Origin of the sequence: Stenotrophomonas africana (assembly GCF_013004645.1) — a bacterium.
GTDB lineage: Bacteria > Pseudomonadota > Gammaproteobacteria > Xanthomonadales > Xanthomonadaceae > Stenotrophomonas > Stenotrophomonas africana.
Genome location: NZ_JABEME010000008.1, coordinates 115,495 through 133,808 on the forward strand (window position 1 = coordinate 115,495; position 18,314 = coordinate 133,808).

Annotated in this window: 15 protein-coding genes; 5 read left to right on the forward strand and 10 right to left on the reverse strand. The window is 67.2% G+C overall.

Annotated elements, in window-relative coordinates; all coding sequences use genetic code 11:
- Positions 1-159: 159 nt before the first annotated feature.
- From HLA98_RS14850 to HLA98_RS14860, 3 genes are all read right to left on the reverse strand, one after another.
- Positions 160-420, reverse strand: coding sequence for a hypothetical protein (locus HLA98_RS14850; RefSeq protein ID WP_057500050.1), 261 nt, complete (start codon positions 418-420; stop codon positions 160-162).
- Positions 421-487: 67 nt separating this feature from the next.
- Positions 488-1,588, reverse strand: a complete 1,101-nt coding sequence (gene zapE / locus HLA98_RS14855) for a cell division protein ZapE (RefSeq protein WP_057500051.1) — start codon at positions 1,586-1,588, stop codon at positions 488-490.
- The gene (locus HLA98_RS14860) at positions 1,585-2,256 is read right to left on the reverse strand and encodes an alpha/beta hydrolase (RefSeq protein ID WP_057500052.1); all 672 of its coding nucleotides are present in this window, start codon (positions 2,254-2,256) and stop codon (positions 1,585-1,587) included. Before HLA98_RS14860 ends, zapE begins: the two co-directional genes overlap by 4 nt.
- Before the next feature lie 43 nt (positions 2,257-2,299).
- On the opposite strand from HLA98_RS14860, the gene HLA98_RS14865 reads away from it, so the two are divergent.
- Entirely contained in the window at positions 2,300-3,157 is an 858-nt protein-coding gene (locus HLA98_RS14865; protein WP_057500053.1) for an EamA family transporter, read from the forward strand.
- Positions 3,158-3,458: 301 nt separating this feature from the next.
- Here the strand turns inward: HLA98_RS14865 and HLA98_RS14870 are convergent, their stop codons facing one another.
- From HLA98_RS14870 to HLA98_RS14880, 3 genes are all read right to left on the reverse strand, one after another.
- Entirely contained in the window at positions 3,459-4,904 is a 1,446-nt protein-coding gene (locus HLA98_RS14870; protein ID WP_057500054.1) for an ExeM/NucH family extracellular endonuclease, read from the reverse strand.
- 208 nt (positions 4,905-5,112) lie between these two features.
- The gene (locus HLA98_RS14875) at positions 5,113-5,631 is read right to left on the reverse strand and encodes a c-type cytochrome (RefSeq protein ID WP_005407662.1); all 519 of its coding nucleotides are present in this window, start codon (positions 5,629-5,631) and stop codon (positions 5,113-5,115) included.
- Between the two features lie 205 nt (positions 5,632-5,836).
- Positions 5,837-6,445 carry a TetR/AcrR family transcriptional regulator gene (locus HLA98_RS14880; protein WP_005407661.1) on the reverse strand — a complete coding sequence of 203 codons (609 nt, stop codon included), beginning with the start codon at positions 6,443-6,445 and terminating at the stop codon, positions 5,837-5,839.
- A 161-nt stretch (positions 6,446-6,606) separates the two neighbouring features.
- On the opposite strand from HLA98_RS14880, the gene HLA98_RS14885 reads away from it, so the two are divergent.
- Genes HLA98_RS14885 through HLA98_RS14895 form a run of 3 tightly spaced genes read left to right on the forward strand, consistent with a single transcriptional unit; the run spans position 6,607 to position 11,399 of the window.
- Complete coding sequence (locus HLA98_RS14885) at positions 6,607-7,770, forward strand: isovaleryl-CoA dehydrogenase (RefSeq protein ID WP_057500055.1); 1,164 nt, start codon at positions 6,607-6,609, stop codon at positions 7,768-7,770.
- Positions 7,771-7,780: 10 nt separating this feature from the next.
- Complete coding sequence (locus HLA98_RS14890) at positions 7,781-9,391, forward strand: carboxyl transferase domain-containing protein (protein WP_057500056.1); 1,611 nt, start codon at positions 7,781-7,783, stop codon at positions 9,389-9,391.
- A gap of 7 nt (positions 9,392-9,398) precedes the next feature.
- Entirely contained in the window at positions 9,399-11,399 is a 2,001-nt protein-coding gene (locus tag HLA98_RS14895) for an acetyl-CoA carboxylase biotin carboxylase subunit (protein WP_375516125.1), read from the forward strand.
- A 19-nt stretch (positions 11,400-11,418) separates the two neighbouring features.
- Here the strand turns inward: HLA98_RS14895 and HLA98_RS14900 are convergent, their stop codons facing one another.
- Entirely contained in the window at positions 11,419-12,585 is a 1,167-nt protein-coding gene (locus HLA98_RS14900; protein ID WP_049448796.1) for a putative peptide maturation dehydrogenase, read from the reverse strand.
- Positions 12,586-12,723: 138 nt separating this feature from the next.
- Here HLA98_RS14900 and HLA98_RS14905 point away from each other — a divergent pair, with 138 nt between their 5' ends.
- Positions 12,724-13,020 carry an NHLP-related RiPP peptide gene (locus HLA98_RS14905; RefSeq protein WP_049448795.1) on the forward strand — a complete coding sequence of 99 codons (297 nt, stop codon included), beginning with the start codon at positions 12,724-12,726 and terminating at the stop codon, positions 13,018-13,020.
- Between the two features lie 7 nt (positions 13,021-13,027).
- On the opposite strand, the gene HLA98_RS14910 is transcribed toward HLA98_RS14905, so the two are convergent.
- From HLA98_RS14910 to aceA, 3 genes are all read right to left on the reverse strand, one after another.
- Positions 13,028-15,526: a putative peptide modification system cyclase gene (locus HLA98_RS14910; RefSeq protein ID WP_057500057.1), complete on the reverse strand. Its 2,499-nt coding sequence runs from the start codon at positions 15,524-15,526 to the stop codon at positions 13,028-13,030.
- Positions 15,527-15,530: 4 nt separating this feature from the next.
- Positions 15,531-16,571: a GGDEF domain-containing protein gene (locus HLA98_RS14915; RefSeq protein WP_049448791.1), complete on the reverse strand. Its 1,041-nt coding sequence runs from the start codon at positions 16,569-16,571 to the stop codon at positions 15,531-15,533.
- A 418-nt stretch (positions 16,572-16,989) separates the two neighbouring features.
- Positions 16,990-18,291: an isocitrate lyase gene (aceA, locus tag HLA98_RS14920; RefSeq protein ID WP_014035583.1), complete on the reverse strand. Its 1,302-nt coding sequence runs from the start codon at positions 18,289-18,291 to the stop codon at positions 16,990-16,992.
- Positions 18,292-18,314: the final 23 nt, after the last annotated feature.

Genomic DNA, 18,314 nt, shown 5'->3' on the forward strand with positions numbered 1-18,314 from the left:
CCCGGTGCGGGGTACCCAGTTACTCGGCGCTCTGCATCTCGATCAGGCGCGAGGCGGTACGTTCGAAGGCACCTGTTACTCATGTTCTGCTTCTGCGCGAACACGGAATTTCTGGCTGCCTGATGCCAGAAGAATCTGGGGCTTCTACACATGAGCAGACTACGCTTCGATCAACCCCAGCGCTTCGCCCAAGCCTTCAACAAATCCGGCCTGCTCACCTGAATACTCCATTGCGATGCTTTCAAACTGCACGCACAAAGACGATTTGGAATCCACGTCCATCATTTGCAATGTGGAAGCCAATCGTTCGAGCCCCTGCACTGCAGCATCTGGATCCAATACATCATCCGTCGAAAACTCGAGGAAGATGGCAAGCTCAACGATCGCTCGCGCAACGTGCCTGTTGATTTCCTGACTCATGATTCACTCTTACCGGAATACTTGAAGCAGCCGAGCGTGGGCTCGGCTCTACAACCAGCAGAACCCCTCACGCCCGGTGCGGGGTACCCAGGTACTCGGCGCTCTGCATTTCGATCAGACGCGACGCCGTGCGCTCGAACGCGCCCTGCAGGCGCTGGCCGGTGTACAGCTCGATCGGCGAGGTGCTGGCGGTGCAGACCAGGTTGACGTGGCGGTCGTACAGCTCGTCGATCAGGTTGACGAAGCGGCGCGCGGCATCTTCGTTCAGGCGGTCGAAGGCGGGGATGCCGCCCAGCAGCACCGTGTTGAACTCGTGCGCGATCTCGATGTAATCCGAGGGCCCGCGCGGGCCTTCGCACAGCGCGGCGAAATCGAACCAGGCAATGCTCTTGCCGCGGCCACGCACCGGGATCTTGCGGCCCTCGATCTCGATGTTGCCGGGCTTGGCCGGCTGGCCGCCGCTCAATTCGTTCCAACGCGTGGCCAGCCAGTCGTCGCTGTCGGCCGCCAAAGGCGCGCGGTACACCGGCGAGCGGGTCAGCGCGCGCATCCGGTAATCCTCGGTGCCCTCGGCGTACAGCTCCACGCAGAAGCGCTGCAGCAGGCCGATGGCCGGCAGGAAGCTCTCGCGCTGCAGGCCGTTGAGGTAGAGGTTCTCCACCGCGGTGTTGGAGGTGGTGACCAGGGTCACGCCCTCGGCAAACAGGCGCTCCAGCAGCCGCGCCAGCAGCATCGCATCGCCGATGTCGGTGACGAAGAATTCATCCAGCACCAGCACGCGCAGGTTGCTGCGCCATTCCTGGGCGATCTTCGCCAGCGGGTCGCTCTGGCCCTGGTGCTCGCGCAGGCGCTCGTGGATGCTGCGCATGAAACGATGGAAATGGGTGCGGTACTTCTGCTTGATCGGTAGCCCGTCGTAGAACAGGTCCACCAGGAAAGTCTTGCCGCGGCCGACGCCGCCCCAGAAGTACAGGCCCTTGACCGGCTCGGGCTTCTTCCAGAACGAGGACAGGCGGTCCAGCCAGCCGTCCTCGGCACTGTCCAGCAGGCCCAGGTGGATGCGGTCCAACTCGGCCAGCGCCGCATGCTGGGCCGGGTCGTTCTGCCAGTCGCCACGGGCAACCCCTTCCGCGTACCGCTGCGACGGGGTCAACTCGGTTGCACTCATGCCGCCGCGCCCAGCCAGTGCTTGACGCCGTGGGTCAGTGCGCCGCGCAGATCGATCAGCTTGCGGTGGAAGAAATGGCTGGTCTCGGGCATGCGCACCAGCTCATGCGGGAAATCCAGCGTGTCCAGCCACTGGTAGACGGCCTGCGGGTCGACGATCTCGTCCTGCTCGCCCTGGATCACCAGCCAGCGCGCCGGCGGCGCGATGCCATCGAAGTCCCAGCGGCCGGCCGGCGGCGCGATCGAGATCAGCGCTTCGGGCTGCAGCGCGGCAGCGGCCTTCAACGAAACGAACGCGCCGAAGCTGAAACCGGCCAGCCACAGGCGGTCATCCGGGCGCTGGCTGCGCACCCAGGCCGCGACAGCCTTCAGGTCATCCTGCTCGCCCACGCCATGGTCGAACTCACCGGCCGAACCACCCACGCTGCGGAAGTTGAAGCGCACCGTGGCGATACCCAGCTCGCGCAGGGTGGTGGCGGTCATGGTGACCACCTTGTTGTGCAGCGTGCCACCCTCGGTGGACAGCGGATGGCAGACGATGGCCACGATCGGCTGCACCGGCACATCGGCCTTGGGCAGGTCGACGACCACTTCCAGCGGGCCGGCCGGGCCGTCCAGTTCGAGGCAGGCGGTTTCGCCAGGGGCGACGGGGAACGAAGGCTTGTGCATGGCACCATGATACCGTCCCCTGCCCCTGCCCTGTGCCCGCCCCATGCTCTACCTGTCCTTGGCCGTGATCTGCAGCGTGCTGGTTTCGGTGGTGTTGAAGGTGGCCGGACGCCGCCAACTGGATGTTGCGCAGATGGTCACCTGGAACTATCTGGTGGCCGCAACGCTCACCGCCGTGGTACTGCAGCCGCCGCTGGACGCACTGCGCGCGCCGCATGCGCCGTGGCTGTCATTGCTGGCGCTGGCGGTGGTGCTGCCGTCGATCTTTCTGGTGCTGGGCCGCGCGGTGGCGGTGGCCGGCATCGTGCGCAGCGACGTGGCGCAGCGGCTGTCACTGTTGCTGTCATTGGCTGCTGCGTTCCTGTTCTTCGGCCAGACTGCCACGCCGTGGAAGTTGGCTGGGCTCGGCCTGGGCCTGCTGGCGATGGTGGCGATCAGCCTGCGCCCGCGCGGACCGGCGGTGGCGCCCTCACCGGGTGGCTGGGGCTGGTTGCTGGGCGTGTGGGCCGGGTTCGCGGTGGTGGACGTGCTGCTCAAGCAGGTGGCGCTTTCCGGTACGCCGTCGATGGCGGCAGTGCTGGCCAGCTTCAGCGTGGCCTTCGTGCTGATGCTGGCGCTGCAGCTGTGGCGGCACGCCAGTGGCCGCAGCCGGCTGGCCTGGCGCAACCTCCGCGCGGGCTCGCTGCTGGGCCTGCTCAATGGCGGCAACATCCTCTTCTATGTGCATGCGCATCAGTCGATGCCGGACAGCCCGGCCACCGTGTTCGCCGGGATGAACATCGGCGTGGTGGTGCTGGGCGCGCTGGTGGGCGTGTTCGCCTTCGGCGAGGCCACCACGAAGTGGAACCGCGCCGGGCTGGCGCTGGCGGTGCTGGCGATCGGGTTGATCGCCTGGGGGTGAGCGTTGGTTGCGGCGGGCCATTTCCGCGCCCGCGGTGGGATGTCACTTTTCTTTTCGCGCGAAAAGAAAAGTAACCAAAAGAAACGCGCCGCCAGCCGCGAGCCGGTGCTGTGCACCGGTTCCCTGCGCTTCTCGGTGAACCAGGGGACGGCGCCGAACTCGCTGCGCTCAGACATCGGCGCCTCTTCGCCCCTGATTCACCTGCGATGCTCGGCTCGCTTGAAGGCGGACTGGTAGATCAAAAGCAAAGGCGGCATCCGTGCCGATCAAGGTGCCTACCAGAGCAGATCCCCGGCGAACCTTATCTGTCGAAACCCAGCAGCAGCGGGTCGTGGTCGGAGCTGCGCCACGGGCCCTGCACGTTGCGACCCTGGTAGCCGCTGGCGTCCTGCTCGTCGGCGTTGCTGTGCCATTCGGCGGCACCGCGCAGGCGCTTGGCCATGCCCGGGCTCAGCAGTGCGTGGTCGAGGCGGCCGGTGTAGCCGTTGTAGACGTAGCTGTAGGGATGCTCGACCTTGGCCACCTTGAAAGCATCCTGCCAGCCCAGGTCATGCAGGGCGCGGATTGGGTCTTCCATCGCATAGGCGTTGAAGTCACCCAGCAGCACGGCGTCCTTGGCTCCGGTACCGGTCGGGTCGGTCTGCAGCCAGGCATGCAGCTGCTGCGCCGAGGTCACGCGGGTCGCGTTCCAGCAGCCCTGGTTGTCGTTGCGGTCGGCGTCGGCACCGGCGGCGTCGCGGCAACCCTTCGACTTGAAGTGGTTGGCAACCACCACGAACGGCGCGCCCTGCTTGCCCTGGAAGGCCTGCGCCAGCGGCACGCGGCTGTGTTCGACGAACGGACCACCGGTCAGCGTGGCCGGCTTGCCCAGCGGCTGCAGGCGGCTGCTGCGGTAGATGATGCCAACCCGGATCGGATTGTCGCCGGGGCCGTTGCCGGCATCGACGAAGCGCCAGTCGCCCTGCGCGCCACGGTCGCGGTTGAGTGCATCGACCAGTTCGGCAATGGCCGACTGCGGACCATAGCCATCGTTCTCCAGCTCCATCAGCGCGGCGACATCGGCGCCCAAGGCGTTGACCGTGGTGACCAGCTTGGCCACCTGCGCCTTGTGCTCGTCCAGGGTGCGCGCACCACGCAGGGTCGGGAAGCCACCGCCCTGACCGTCACCATTGAAGAAGTTCTCCAGGTTGAAGGCCGCCACGTGCAGGCTGCCCGGCACGGTCGGCACCGCCGGACGCTTCAGCTCCGGCAGCTTCAGCACGCCTTCGACCTGCAGGCGCGGACGGCCCTGTCCGTCCACGCGCACGGTGCCCTCCACATTGCGTAGCTGCATCCCGGTGCGCAGCACCGGGTGGGCCGGCAGGTAGGCCACGCTGGCCGGGTCGCGGGCATCGCTACCGTCGTCCAGCACCAGGCGGCGGCGCTGGTTGTCGGCCATCACCTGCTCGTAGCCGGCAGTACCCGGCGCGGCCACTTCGGTGGGCTGCCAGAGGCGGCCATCGAAGGCCACGGTGAGCTGGCCAAAGCGCTCAAGGCCGTCGGTACCGGCCAGGGTGAGCGGTGCGGCGATGCGCACGCGCTGGCCATCCAGCGCACGCCAGTCGGCCGGCGCGGCGGTCAGCACCACGGTGGCGCTGCTGCGCGCGGTGGAGGGCGACGCGACCGGTGCGGCCTGCGGCTGGGCCTGGGCAAAGGCCCCGGCCGGCAGCAGCAGGGACAGGGCAAGGGCGAGGGAACGGCGGCGCATCAACGGGCGACTCCATGGAAGAGGCGCACAGACTAACCCTGAAATGCGAAACCCCGCCTGCGCAGCGGGGGCATATGAGCGATCAGGCCTCGGTGGGCAAAGCCGGGGGATCGTAGAGCCGAGCCCATGCTCGGCTGCACCTGGCCACACCGCGCGGAGAGCAGCCGAGCGCGGGCTCGGCTCTACAGGAAGCGGCGCGTTGCGGCGGTTACTTCAGGTTGCCCAGCATCCAGTCCACGGTGGCGTGGATCTGTTCCTCGGTCAGCGCCGGGTTGCCGCCCTTGGGTGGCATGATGCCGCCGTCCGGGCCGGTGTAGCCCTCGATAGCGTGCTTGTAGAGGGTGTCCTTGCCCTGTGCGATGCGCTTGTCCCAGTGCGAATGGTCCAGCGTCGGCGCCATGCCCACACCGGTGGTGTGGCAGGCGGTGCACAGGTTGTCGAAGATGACCTTGCCGTCCTTGGTGCCACCGTAGGCCACCTGCGAGGCGGCCTTGGCCAGCGCGGCGGCCTTGGCCGCTGCCTGCGCGGCGGCGCCGGTGCTGCCGGCATAGACCGCCCCGGTGGGCGAAATGCGCTGTTCAGTGCGCTTGGCCGCGGTCGGCGACACCTCGGGCGGAATCCGGGTGTGGATGTAGGCGGCAAGGAGGATGAGGCCGAGGGTGATGGTCGCCAGCAGCGCGATCACCATGGAGAAGCGTTTCAGGAACTCCAGATCGTAATTCCGCACTCTTCGTTACCCCTGGCTGATAGTCGTTGGACCACGGCTGAGCGACTGCGTGATGGGCCGAGTATAGAACGCGCTTTGCGTGCGACAACAGGCGTCACCGCTGGTGCGGCGCAACATGCCCACCCGGTAGTGCCGGCCGCTGGCCGGCATCGCCATCCCGCCGGATAGATCGTGCAGAAGCCGGCCAGCGGCCGGCTCTACCAAATTACCGGGCGCCGATCGCGCGCAGGCAGAAGCTGCAGATCGCATCCACCAGCGCGTCTTCGTCGCGGTGTGCTTCGCGGCTGGGCGCGGTGGGGCCGACCATCGCTTCGGTGAAGGCGCCGACCAGGCAGGCGGCGGCCACATGCGCGTCCTGCGCCGGCAGCTCACCGGCCGCCACGCCCTCCTCCACCAGCCGCAGGAACACGTCGCCGAAGGCGCGACGACCACGCATGCGCTCGGCTTCCACATCCGGGTCGACCGGTTCGACGATGAAGGCATGCGCCAGCCCCGGCCCGGCCAGGGCGCGGCGGACGAAGGCGGTGATCGCCAACCGCAGGCGCTCGCTGGCCACCTCCGGGCCACTGGCGATGCGCTCCATGATCGCGACCTCGTGGGCCACGGCGGCGTTGAGCACCTCCACGAACAGCTCGGCCTTGGACGGGAAGTGGCGGTAGATCAGGCCGGTGGACACCCCGGCCTGGGTCGCTACGGCCGTCACCGGGGCATTGCGCCAGCCGCCGGTGGCGACCAGCTCGCGAGTGGCCAGCAGGATCCGTTCACGGGCGCCCGCCAGGCGTTCTTCCATCAGTGCAGAGCGTTTATAGGCCATGTTTTGATTCTATTTTCAATTTTTGAATTTGTATTCACTTCTTGCCCGAACCCCGCTACGCTGGGGTGCAATCGCCCGTGTGGGCAGCGGTCCTGCAGACCGCCGCCCGCTCCCCCGCCGGGTGCGTCCATTTCCTGCCATCCCGCCGTGGAGCCACCACAATGCACGTGCCATCCCTGAACTTCGACCTTGGCGAAGACATCGACCTGCTGCGCCAGAGCGTGGCCCATTTTGCCGCCGCCGAGGTCGCACCGCTGGCCGCCGAGGCCGATGCCACCAACCAGTTCCCGCTGGCTCTGTGGCCGAAGCTGGGCGAACAAGGCCTGCTCGGCCTCACCGTGGAGGAAGAATACGGTGGTACCGGCATGGGCTACCTGGCCCACGTGGTGGCGATGGAAGAAATCTCGCGCGCTTCCGGTGGCATCGGCCTGTCCTATGGCGCGCACTCCAACCTGTGCGTGAACCAGCTGCGCAAGAACGGCAACGAAGAACAGAAGCAGCGCTTCCTGCCCGGCCTCTGCAATGGCAGCCTGGTCGGCGCGCTGGCGATGAGCGAACCGGGTGCCGGTTCGGACGTGGTGTCGATGAAGCTGCGCGCCGACAAGCGCGGCGACCGCTACGTGCTCAACGGCAACAAGATGTGGATCACCAATGGCCCGGACGCCGACGTGCTGGTGGTCTATGCCAAGACCGACATGGAGGCCGGCGCCAAGGGCATCACCGCGTTCCTGGTCGAGAAGGGCATGAAGGGCTTTTCCACCGCGCAGAAGCTGGACAAGCTGGGCATGCGCTCCTCGCCCACCTGCGAACTGGTGTTCCAGGACTGCGAAGTGCCGGAGGAAAACGTGCTGGGCCAGGTCGGCGGTGGCGTGCGCGTGCTGATGTCCGGCCTGGACTATGAGCGCGTGGTGCTGTCCGGTGGCCCGCTGGGCCTGATGGCCGCGGCCATGGACGTAGTGATGCCGTACGTGCACGAGCGCCACCAGTTCGGTGAAGCGATCGGCAGCTTCCAGCTGATCCAGGCCAAGATCGCCGACATGTACGTGGGCCTGGGCGCCTGCCGTGCGTATGTCTATGCCGTGGCGCGCGCCTGCGACCAGGGCCGCACCACCCGCCAGGACGCCGCCGGTGCCATCCTGTACGCCGCCGAGAAGGCCACCTGGCTGACCGGCCAGGCGATCCAGATCCTGGGTGGCAACGGCTACATCAACGAATATCCGACCGGCCGTTTGTGGCGCGACGCCAAGCTGTATGAAATCGGCGCCGGCACCTCGGAGATCCGCCGCATGCTGATCGGCCGCGAACTGTTCCAGCGCACCCTGTAAGGCTACCGCGATGACCGTCCTGAACAGCCAGCTGCAACCGGGCAGCGAAACGTTTGAAAGCAACCGCGCGGCCATGCAGGCCGTGGTTGATGACCTGCACGCCACGCTTGCCCGCACTGCACTGGGCGGCAACGAGGCGGCACGCGCCAAGCACACCGCGCGCGGCAAGCTGCTGGTGCGCGACCGCATCGACGCCCTGCTCGACCCCGGCAGCGCCTTTCTGGAAATCGCGCCGTTGGCCGCGCATGGCATGTACGAAGACGCCGTGCCTGCCGCGGGCGTGGTGGCCGGCATCGGCCGCGTCAGCGGCGTGGAATGCGTGATCGTAGCCAACGACGCCACGGTCAAGGGCGGCACCTACTACCCGATGACGGTGAAGAAGCACCTGCGCGCGCAGGAGATTGCCGAGCAGAACCACCTGCCGTGCATCTACCTGGTCGATTCCGGCGGCGCGTTCCTGCCGCTGCAGGACGAAGTCTTCCCCGACCGCGACCATTTCGGCCGCATCTTCTACAACCAGGCCAACCTGTCGGCGCAGGGCATTCCGCAGATCGCCTGCGTGATGGGCAGCTGCACCGCTGGTGGCGCCTACGTGCCGGCGATGAGCGACGAGACGGTGATCGTGCGCGAGCAGGGCACGATCTTCCTCGGCGGCCCGCCGCTGGTGAAGGCGGCCACCGGTGAAGTGGTGACGGCCGAGGAGCTGGGCGGCGCCGATGTGCACACCCGCATCTCCGGCGTTGCCGACCATATGGCCGACAACGATCTGCAGGCACTGGCACGGGTGCGCGCGATCATCGCGCAGTTGAACTGGCGCAAGCCGGAGCCGGCGATGGCGGTGCAGCCTTCCGAAGAACCGCTGCTGCCGGCGCATGAGTTGTACGGGGTGATCCCCGCCGATACGCGCAAGCCCTACGACGTGCGCGAAGTGATCGCGCGGCTGGTCGATGGCTCGCGCTTCGATGAGTTCAAGCCGCGCTACGGCGCAACGCTGGTGACCGGCTTCGCGCATCTGAACGGCTACCCGATCGGCATCATCGCCAACAACGGCATCCTGTTCTCCGAGTCGGCACTGAAGGGCGCGCACTTCATCGAGCTGTGCACCCAGCGCAACATCCCGCTGGTATTCCTGCAGAACATCACCGGCTTCATGGTCGGCCGCAAGTACGAACAGGGCGGCATCGCAAAGGACGGCGCCAAGCTGGTGATGGCCGTGGCCTGTGGCAAGGTGCCCAAGTTCACCGTGGTGATCGGCGGCTCGTTCGGTGCCGGCAATTACGGCATGTGCGGCCGCGCCTATTCGCCCAACTTCCTGTGGATGTGGCCGAACGCGCGCATCGGCGTGATGGGTGGCGAGCAGGCCGCCAGCGTGCTCGCCACGGTCAAGCGCGATGGCATCGAGGCCAAGGGCGGCCAGTGGCCGGCAGCGGAAGAAGACGCCTTCAAGGCGCCCATCCGCGAGCAGTTCGAGCAGCAGGGCCACCCGTACTACGCCAGCGCACGCCTGTGGGACGACGGCGTGATCGATCCGGCCGACACCCGCCGGGTGCTGGCCCTGGCGCTGTCGGCCAGCCTCAACGCCGCCCCGCAGCAGACGCGCTTCGGCGTGTTCCGCATGTAACCGTGCCATGACCGAGCCTGTTGCCATGTTCACCAAAGTCCTGATCGCCAACCGCGGCGAAATCGCCTGCCGCGTCATCGCCACCTGCCGCCGCCTCGGCATCGCCACCGTGGCGGTGTATTCCGATGCCGACCGCAACGCACGCCACGTGCGCCTGGCCGACCAAGCCATCCACATCGGCCCGGCTGCCGCGCGTGAGAGCTACCTGCGCGGCGATGCCCTGCTCGATGCCGCACGCCTGACCGGCGCGCAGGCGATCCACCCCGGTTACGGCTTCCTGTCCGAGAATGCCGACTTCGCCGATGCCTGCGCTGCAGCCGGCATCACCTTCATCGGGCCGCCGGCCAGCGCCATCCGCGCGATGGGCGACAAGAGCGCGGCCAAGGCGCTGATGGCCAAGGCCGGTGTGCCGCTGACCCCGGGCTACCACGGCGACCAGCAGGCACCGGACTTCCTGCGCGCGCAGGCCGATGGCATCGGCTACCCGGTGCTGATCAAGGCCAGTGCCGGCGGCGGTGGCAAGGGCATGCGCAAGGTCGAGCGCAGCGAGGATTTCGTCGACGCACTGGCCAGCTGCCAGCGCGAAGCGGCCTCGGCGTTCGGCAATGACCACGTGCTGGTCGAGAAGTACGTCGAGCGCCCGCGCCATATCGAGATCCAGGTATTTGGCGACAGCCACGGTGAGGCGGTCTACCTGTTCGAGCGCGACTGCTCGGTGCAGCGCCGCCACCAGAAGGTGCTGGAAGAAGCGCCGGCGCCGGGCATGAGTGCGGAACGTCGTGCTGCGATGGGCAAGGCCGCGGTCGATGCCGCGCGTGCGGTGGGCTACGTCGGTGCCGGCACGGTGGAATTCATCGCCGGCCCGGACGGCGATTTCTACTTCATGGAAATGAACACCCGCCTGCAGGTCGAACACCCCGTGACCGAGTACATCACCGGTACCGATCTGGTGGAGTGGCAGCTGCGCGTGGCCTCGGGCCAGCCGCTGCCGCTGCGCCAGGAAGAGCTGGCGATTCATGGTCATGCCATCGAGGCCCGCCTGTACGCCGAAGATGCCGACCGCGGCTTCCTGCCGTCCACCGGCACCCTGCGCCGCCTGCGCCTGCCCACGCCGTCGGCCCATGTGCGCGTGGATACCGGCGTGGAGGAAGGCGACAGCATCACGCCGTACTACGATCCGATGATTGCCAAGCTGATCGTCTGGGACGTGGACCGCGACGCCGCACTGCGCCGCATGAGCCAGGCCCTGGCTGACTGCCAGGTGGTGGGCGTGACCACCAATGCCGGCTTCCTGCGCCGGCTGGTGAACACCGATTCGTTCGCGCACGCCAAGCTGGATACCGCGCTGATCGAACGCGAACAGGCGGCATTGAGTGCAGTGGGCGACACGGATGATGCCTTGTGGCAGCTGGCCGCCGTGGCCGCGGTTGTAAGCACTGCCGGTGCCAGCACCGACGCGCGCGACCCGCATTCGCCGTGGCAGGCCCAGGACGGCTGGCGCCTTGGCGCATCGGCACCGCGCGTGCTGCCGCTGCAGCAGGGCGAACGCAAGCACACGCTGAGAGTGTGGGCACAGGCCGATGGCTGGCGCGTGCAGCGCGATGACGCCGCACCGGTGCAGGTGACCGGCACGGCCGATGCGCAGCGCTTGTCAGTGCAGTTGGATGGCCGTCGCTGGTCACTGCAGCAGCTGCGCGAAGGCGATCAGCTGTATCTGTTCGGCGCCGATGGCCAGCACCGCTTCACCCTGCATGATCCGGTGGGCGAATCGGACCACGCCGTGGCCGATGCCGGCAGCCTGCTGGCGCCGATGCCGGGCAAGATCGTCGCGACACTGGTCGCGGCCGGCACCGAGGTCAAGCGCGGCACGCCGCTGGTGGTGTTGGAAGCGATGAAGATGGAGCACACGCTGCAGGCACCGGCGGACGGCACGGTGAAGGGTTACCGCGCCAAGGCCGGCGACCAGGTGGGTGATGGTGCGGTGCTGGTGGACTTCGAAGCGGCGTGAACGCCGGGGCGGCGACCGCTCAGCGGTCGTCGCCCGCCACCACCCGGCCAGCGGGATCGAATTCGGCCGTGTCCAGCGTGGCACTGCGCCAGCCCAGGCCGCAGATGGCCATCGCACTCTGTCCGATGCCGTCGAAACCGAAGGCGCGATCGACATCAGCATCGTTGATGGCTGCGGTGACAAATGCCGCCAGGCCACGCTCGGTCGCGCACAGGTACAGCAGCTGCGAGATGTGGCCGACATCCAGCGTCACCGCACGATATGCCTTGGCGTGGTTGCGGTACTTCCAGAAGCAGCGGTCGTACCGCGGTGCGAGCACCAGCAGCGCCGGTGCATCGGCGAACCACTCCTGACCGGACAGCATCCGCCGTGCCAGCGCGGGCAATGCATCAGCCGGCGGCGAAGGCAACGGCAGTACCGCGTGCTGCACGGGGTGGTAGTGGTACAGCCCCGGTACCAGCCCTTCCACGTTCTGTACCAGCAGGAAACCTTCGGTGGGATGCAGGCCGCCACCGGAGGGCACGTTCTTCTTCAGGAACTCGGTATCACGCTCGACCTTCTGCACCGCGTGGGCCATCAGCGTGCGCTGCAGCACCTGGGCCAGCAGCGGCAATGGCAGCGCACGCTGCGGGTCGAAATTGCGGCAGGTCGTGCGCTGCGCCAGCAGCGCGTCGAACGCGGCCTCTTCGCTGCGCGGCAACGGCTGGTAGTCGCCCTGCATCGGCTGCACCACCGGCGGCGGCGGTCCCAGCCGCTGGCGCAGGCCGGCAGCGGTATCCAGACCCTGCCGGCGCATGTCCTCCACGCTGTCCACGGCCTGCCAGCGCGCATGGCGATGAGCCAGTGCAGCCAACGGCCACCATTGACTGCGCCGCAATGCCTCATCACGCATCTGGTGCCCGACCTCATCCGGCGGGTCGGTCAGCAGCAGCCCCTGCTCGACCAGGCGCGCCAGCATCGCCGGAGAGGTGCCGGCCGGCGGTTCGCTCCAGCGATGCGCGCTGAGCTCGCCCAGCAACTGGCGCTCCTCGGCGTCCACCGGCAGGGGTTGGTCCAGGTGGGCGGCCAAGGCCACCCAGCTGATCTGGCTGTCCATCTCGGCGTGGCCGGCCAGCATCGCGCGCAGGTCCAGGGTGACCGACTCGCGGGGCTCGAACATCAGGCTGGCGCAGCGGCGCAGGCGCATGGGTTTCCTTCCTCCTGCCGCACAACCGGCATAGCAGCAACGACCGCGGCGCGGCCAACTTTAGCGACAGGCACGCCACCGCCCTCAATGGCAGGCCGTGGCGGCCGATACGAGAAACTCAACCTACGGACGATCCCCATGAGCACCCATCCCCGCCTTTCCGCCGAAGACGCCAGCACCCTGCTGGACCACCTCATCGGCAACGACGACTTCCGCAACCACTTCACCGCATCGCCGGGCAAGGCCCTGGCCTCGATCGGGCTGGACGGTGCCGTTGGCGAGAACGACTGCATGAAGATCGGCACCCTGGCTTCGGTCGAGGAGCTGCGCCGCACCCGCGATTCGCTGCATGCGTACCTGAGTACCTCGACTGCCTCGATGACGGTGGTGTTCTGCTTCGAAGCCGACCGGATCGACGAGCGCGTCAACGCCTGAGTCCGCATCAGCGCGACACCCGCACCGACACCGCCTCCGTGGCGATGTCGTGCACATTGAGGGGCTGCCAGATCTGCATGGACGCCACCTCGGCAATGGCCTGACCGTGGTGCCGGGCCAGCCAGGCCTGCTCGCGGCGCACACCGGCAGCGTCCTGCTCGGCACGCAGTGCCTGCAGCAGCACAACATGGGCCTGCACCGGTTCGCTGCCATCAAACGTGGGCTCGAGCAGATGGCGTGCCGCTTGCGGACGCTGTTGCGCCAGTTCGGCCATCGCCAGCACGACCCGGCGCCATTTGGCCACCACAGGGCTGCGCTGCCGCTCCAGCAGTTCGCCATGGTCGCGCAGCCACTCTGCGGCCAGCGCATGCTGGCCCTGGCGCTGGGCCAGATAGGTCAGGGCCAGCAGCTGCAGACTGCGGCTGCCCACGGCGGAGTCGTCGTCCTTCCGCAGCAGCGGCCGCAGCACGGCGGCGATGGATTCAAGCTCCTTCGCATCGCCGGCCGTGCACAGCGTGGTCACGGTGGCGTGTTGCAGGCGTTGATGGATCTGGTAGTCGATCAGGTCCGGCGGCGGACCATCCGCAGCAATCGCGGCATGCAGGCCGCTGCAATCACGCTGCTCCGCAGCCACCAGCAGGTGGGCCCGCAGACGCATGCGCTGCTGCAGGTCGTCCCCCCGCGGCAACCGCATCAACAGCTGCTGCGCCTGTGCGTCGAGGCCCTGCGCAACCAGCACGTCCACATCCAGATCGTCGGCCTCGTCATTGCCGCGCAGCATCTGTGCCTGATGCAAGGTGCGCATTGCCTGCTGCGGCTGGCCGAGGCCCAACTGTGCCCGCGCCAGATGGATCATCGGATACAGCCGCAGCGGGTCCTGGGGCACCATCGCGGCGCGCGCATAGGGCTCGGACTCGGTGAAGCGATTGTCCTGCAGCAGCCCCCAGGAAGTGTTGGACAGCCCCGCAAACGAATCCGGATAGATCTTGGCCAGTGCTCGCCACTGTTCCAGCGGCCAGCCACCGGGTTCCAGTTCGACCTGCCAACCCTTCAGGTACAGGCGCTCACGCGCGGGCAGGCGCTGCTGCTGGGCCAGCGCGTGCTCCAGCGCGTCACGCGCCTCCGCAACCTGCGCGGTGCGGGCCAGCAGTTTGGCCACGCCCATGTAGGCCAGGGCGAAACCAGGATCGATATCGATCGCCGCCTGGTAGAGGTTGCGTGCTTCCTCGAAGCGACGCTGGCCCAGTGCGCTTTCGGCCAGGGCAAACGCACGCAGTGCGCGCAGGTCCTGGGTCGATGCCCGTGGCAGCGGCAACGACTGTTCCAGGCTCGCCACCGACTCACCCAGGCCACGTCGCAGGCGTCCGACCACATCGTCCACCGCGAACACCATCTGATCGGATCGATCCGCGGTGGCGGTGAACGTCTGGATCACCTGGCCGCTGCCCGGCGCTGCGACGTCGATGGCCAGCTCGTAGCCACCGATCTTCTGCCGCACGGTCGGCAACAGCACGGCGCGGGCGCCTTCACGCACCGCCACGTCGACGGCGGTATCCCGGTTCAGCCGGGTATCGCCCGAGAGCCGCGCCATTTCCAGGCTCTCGCGGATCTTGCCCTCGGACAGCACGTTCACGTAGCGCGACTGCTCCAGCGCGATCCGGATCGCGTGCCGCATCGAGTCGTCGAAGATCGGATCACCGGTGAGATTGTCGACGTCCCCCAGCACCACCCAGTCGCGCTCGGCAAACGCAATCGCCGGTTCCGGGCGCAGCAGCAGCCAGCCGCCCAGCACCGCCACCGTCAGCACCAGGCCTTCAGCGGCCAGCACCCACGGCTGCCGCCACAGTGGCAGGTCGCGGCGCGCCTTGGCATTGGCCCGCGGCATGCGCAGCGGTGCGGAGCCGATCTCGCCTACTTCGATCACTTCCTGCACCACCGGCACGCCCTTGAAGCGCCAGCGTCCGTGCGACTTCCACAGCAGGCGCGTGCCGCGCTCACCCAACGCATCGGCGGCGCGGTGGGTCAGTGATTCGGCAACGGCGGACAACAGGATCTGGCCGGGGCGGGCCAGCGTCATCAGGCGCGCCGCCATCGGCTTGGCCAGACCTTCCACTTCCATCGACTTGGCGCCAACGCGAACCGCCTCGGCACTGTTTTCCCAGGTCAGCACGTCACCCACATGCAGGCCGGCACGCGCACGCAGTTCAATCGCACGTTGCTGGCCAAGCGCATGCAGTTCGCGCTGGTAGTCCAAGGCGAAGCCCAATGCATCGATGGCGCGCTCGAACAGCATGAACAGGCCGTCGGAGCGATCGATCAGCTGGCCATTCCAGCGGTGCTGCAGCACCAGCACCAGGCGGTCGTGTTCCTGGAACAGGCTCGCCGCCGCCATGTCGCCGATGCGCTCGACCAGCTGCAACGAATCACACAGATCAGTGAACAGCAGGGCGCGTAGCTGTGGGCTATGCGGGGCTGACGTTCCGTTGTCGCCATTCATCGCCTGCATCTCCCTATTGGTCGTCCGGATCATCCACCCAGCGCAGGCAGTTGCCGCCATCGCGCTTGGCCTGGTACAGCGCGCGATCTGCGCTGGCGTACCACTCGCTCCAGCCGGCCTCGGGTGCCAACAGGCTGGCACCGATGCTGACCAGGCTGACATGCGGCGTGCCATGACTGCGTTCGAGCAGGCCATGTACCGCGCTGAGGATGAACTCGGCCGCGTGCTGCACGATCTCATGGTTGCCACGGCGCAGGATCAGGCAGAACTCATCGCCGCCGAGGCGGCACGCCAGGTCCTGCTCACCGGCCATCGAGCGCAGGATGTTGCCCATGCTCTGCAGCACGCGATCACCAGCCTGGTGGCCGTGGCGATCATTGATCTGCTTGAAGCGATCGCAGTCGATCAGCAGCAGTGCCTGCGGCAACCCGCCGCCATCGGCGCGGCATTCCTGCAGGTACAGGGTCAGGCCACGGCGGTTGTGCAGCCCGGTCAGTTCATCGGTACGCACCAGCTCACGGGTGTGGGTCAGTTGATGGGTGGTGATGTACAGATTGTCCAGCGCGGTTTCCAGATCATGGTTGCGCCGGCGCAGCTGGCTGATCAGGGCCTGCTCGTTGGTCAGCACGCGCATGATCGTGCGGCGCAGGAAGTAGGCGACCAGGCCGGGATCGGATTCCACCAGGCGATGGAAATCGGCCGGGCCCAGCTCCAGTACTTCGCAGTCGACCAGCGCGCGCGCGCTGGCGCTGCGCAGGTGATCGCCGACCAGCAGGCCAAGCTCGCCGAAGAACTCATGCTGGCCGAGCGTCTTGATCACCAGGTCCTCGCCGAAATCCAGTTCGATCTGGCCTTCGAGGATCACATACATCCGTTCGCCGCGATGGCCACGCTGGAACAACCACTGTCCGGCATGAAGCTTGCATGGGCGGGCGAATCTGGCAAACAATGCAACCTCGGCAGCGGAAAGCAGCGCGTGCACGATCTCGGCCATCGCCACCCGGGCGATACCTGACGTCACATCACTGTTCTCGGCCGCACCCCTGCCGGTCATTCCCTGCACCCGCCGCCAGCGTCCCCTGGTGAGCCGCGGAGCATAGCACCGGTTTAAAGTGTGCGTCCTATCTCATTTTTAATGCCCAAACGATCTTGCCTGATGTGAAGATGCGTGGTGGCCGTTCTGGTCACGGGTGTCCGGGCAAAAATGCTGCTGGATCAATCCGATGGCGGTTTTCACAGGATTCTGGCCAAGTTGCCGCGGACAGGGGTGCGCCTGATTGACGCTGCCTGCTGGCCGCGCCTTTGCATCGATACAACAACGCCGGCAGGTCCCCCGACCGGCCGGCGTTGTCTGGCCCTTCCCTGGCCACCCTGATCGGATTGCGGCGCTTCGGTAGAGCCGGCCGCTGGCCGGTTTCCCTGCAGTGCCCGCAGGATCACGTGAGTGCCGGCCAGAGGCCGGCACTACCGCATCACGCAGCGCGTTCGCTGCGCCCGCCATGGAACTGTTCTTCCTCGGTGGAGCCGGTCAGCGCGGTGGTCGACGACTGGCCCTGCTGGATCGCCTGGGTCACCGCGTCGAAGTAGCCGGTACCGACCTCACGCTGGTGCTTGACCGCGGTGAAGCCACGCTCGGCCGCTTCGAACTCGGCTTCCTGCAGTTCCACGAACGCGCTCATCTGGCGGCGTGCGTAGCCGTGGGCCAGATTGAACATGCCGTAGTTCAGCGCATGGAAGCCGGCCAGGGTGATGAACTGGAACTTGTAGCCGTAGCTGCCCAGCTCACGCTGGAACTTCGCAATGGTGGCGTCATCCAGGTTCTTCTTCCAGTTGAAGCTGGGCGAGCAGTTGTAGGCCAGCAGCTTGCCCGGGAACTTCGCATGGATTGCCTCGGCGAACCTGCGTGCGAATTCCAGATCCGGCTTGCCGGTCTCGCACCACACCAGGTCGGCATACGGTGCATAGGCCAGGCCACGGCTGATCGCCTGGTCCAGGCCATTGCGGGTCTTGTAGAAGCCCTCGACGGTGCGCTCGCCGGTGGCGAACGGCTTGTCGTTGCCGTCGATGTCGCTGGTCAGCAGATCCGCGGCTTCGGCATCGGTGCGCGCCACCAGCAGGGTCGGCACGCCCAGCACGTCGGCAGCCAGACGCGCGGCGTTGAGCTTCTCGATCGCCTCGCGGGTCGGCACCAGCACCTTGCCGCCCATGTGCCCGCACTTCTTCACCGAGGCCAGCTGGTCTTCGAAGTGCACGCCGGCAGCGCCGGCTTCGATCATCGCCTTCATCAGTTCGAACGCGTTGAGCACGCCGCCGAAGCCGGCCTCGGCATCGGCCACGATCGGCTGCAGGAAGTCGATGTCATCCTTGCCTTCGGCGTGGTGCAGCTGGTCGGCGCGCAGCAGCGTGTTGTTGATGCGCTTGACCACTGCCGGCACCGAATCGGCCGGGTACAGCGACTGGTCCGGATACATCTGCCCGGCCAGGTTGGCGTCGGCCGCCACCTGCCAACCGGACAGGTAGATCGCCTTCAGGCCGGCCTTGACCTGCTGCATGGCCTGGTTGCCGGTCAGTGCACCCAGCGCGTTGACGAACTCGCGCTCATGCAGTGACGCCCACAGCTTCTCCGCACCCAGGCGGGCCAGTGAATGCTCGATGTGGACGGTGCCGCGCAGGCGCACCACGTCGGCGGCGCTGTAGTTGCGCTGGATGCCTTCCCAACGCGGGTTGGTATCCCAGTCGTGCTGGATCTGTTCGGCAGTGGGCAGCTTGCTCATGTCTTTCTCCAGTTCGGTTCGTG

What these genes read in the sequence shown, in the direction of transcription:
- HLA98_RS14880 (WP_005407661.1), bottom strand. Translation starts at nt 6,445, where the DNA reads ATGGCCTATAAACGCTCTGCACTGATGGAAGAACGCCTGGCGGGCGCC.
- HLA98_RS14885 (WP_057500055.1), top strand. Translation starts at nt 6,607, where the DNA reads ATGCACGTGCCATCCCTGAACTTCGACCTTGGCGAAGACATCGACCTG.
- HLA98_RS14900 (WP_049448796.1), bottom strand. Translation starts at nt 12,585, where the DNA reads ATGCGCCTGCGCCGCTGCGCCAGCCTGATGTTCGAGCCCCGCGAGTCG.
- aceA (WP_014035583.1), bottom strand. Translation starts at nt 18,291, where the DNA reads ATGAGCAAGCTGCCCACTGCCGAACAGATCCAGCACGACTGGGATACC.
- HLA98_RS14915 (WP_049448791.1), bottom strand. Translation starts at nt 16,571, where the DNA reads ATGACCGGCAGGGGTGCGGCCGAGAACAGTGATGTGACGTCAGGTATC.
- HLA98_RS14890 (WP_057500056.1), top strand. Translation starts at nt 7,781, where the DNA reads ATGACCGTCCTGAACAGCCAGCTGCAACCGGGCAGCGAAACGTTTGAA.
- HLA98_RS14865 (WP_057500053.1), top strand. Translation starts at nt 2,300, where the DNA reads ATGCTCTACCTGTCCTTGGCCGTGATCTGCAGCGTGCTGGTTTCGGTG.
- HLA98_RS14870 (WP_057500054.1), bottom strand. Translation starts at nt 4,904, where the DNA reads ATGCGCCGCCGTTCCCTCGCCCTTGCCCTGTCCCTGCTGCTGCCGGCC.
- HLA98_RS14910 (WP_057500057.1), bottom strand. Translation starts at nt 15,526, where the DNA reads ATGCAGGCGATGAATGGCGACAACGGAACGTCAGCCCCGCATAGCCCA.
- HLA98_RS14850 (WP_057500050.1), bottom strand. Translation starts at nt 420, where the DNA reads ATGAGTCAGGAAATCAACAGGCACGTTGCGCGAGCGATCGTTGAGCTT.
- zapE (WP_057500051.1), bottom strand. Translation starts at nt 1,588, where the DNA reads ATGAGTGCAACCGAGTTGACCCCGTCGCAGCGGTACGCGGAAGGGGTT.
- HLA98_RS14895 (WP_375516125.1), top strand. Translation starts at nt 9,399, where the DNA reads ATGACCGAGCCTGTTGCCATGTTCACCAAAGTCCTGATCGCCAACCGC.
- HLA98_RS14860 (WP_057500052.1), bottom strand. Translation starts at nt 2,256, where the DNA reads ATGCACAAGCCTTCGTTCCCCGTCGCCCCTGGCGAAACCGCCTGCCTC.
- HLA98_RS14905 (WP_049448795.1), top strand. Translation starts at nt 12,724, where the DNA reads ATGAGCACCCATCCCCGCCTTTCCGCCGAAGACGCCAGCACCCTGCTG.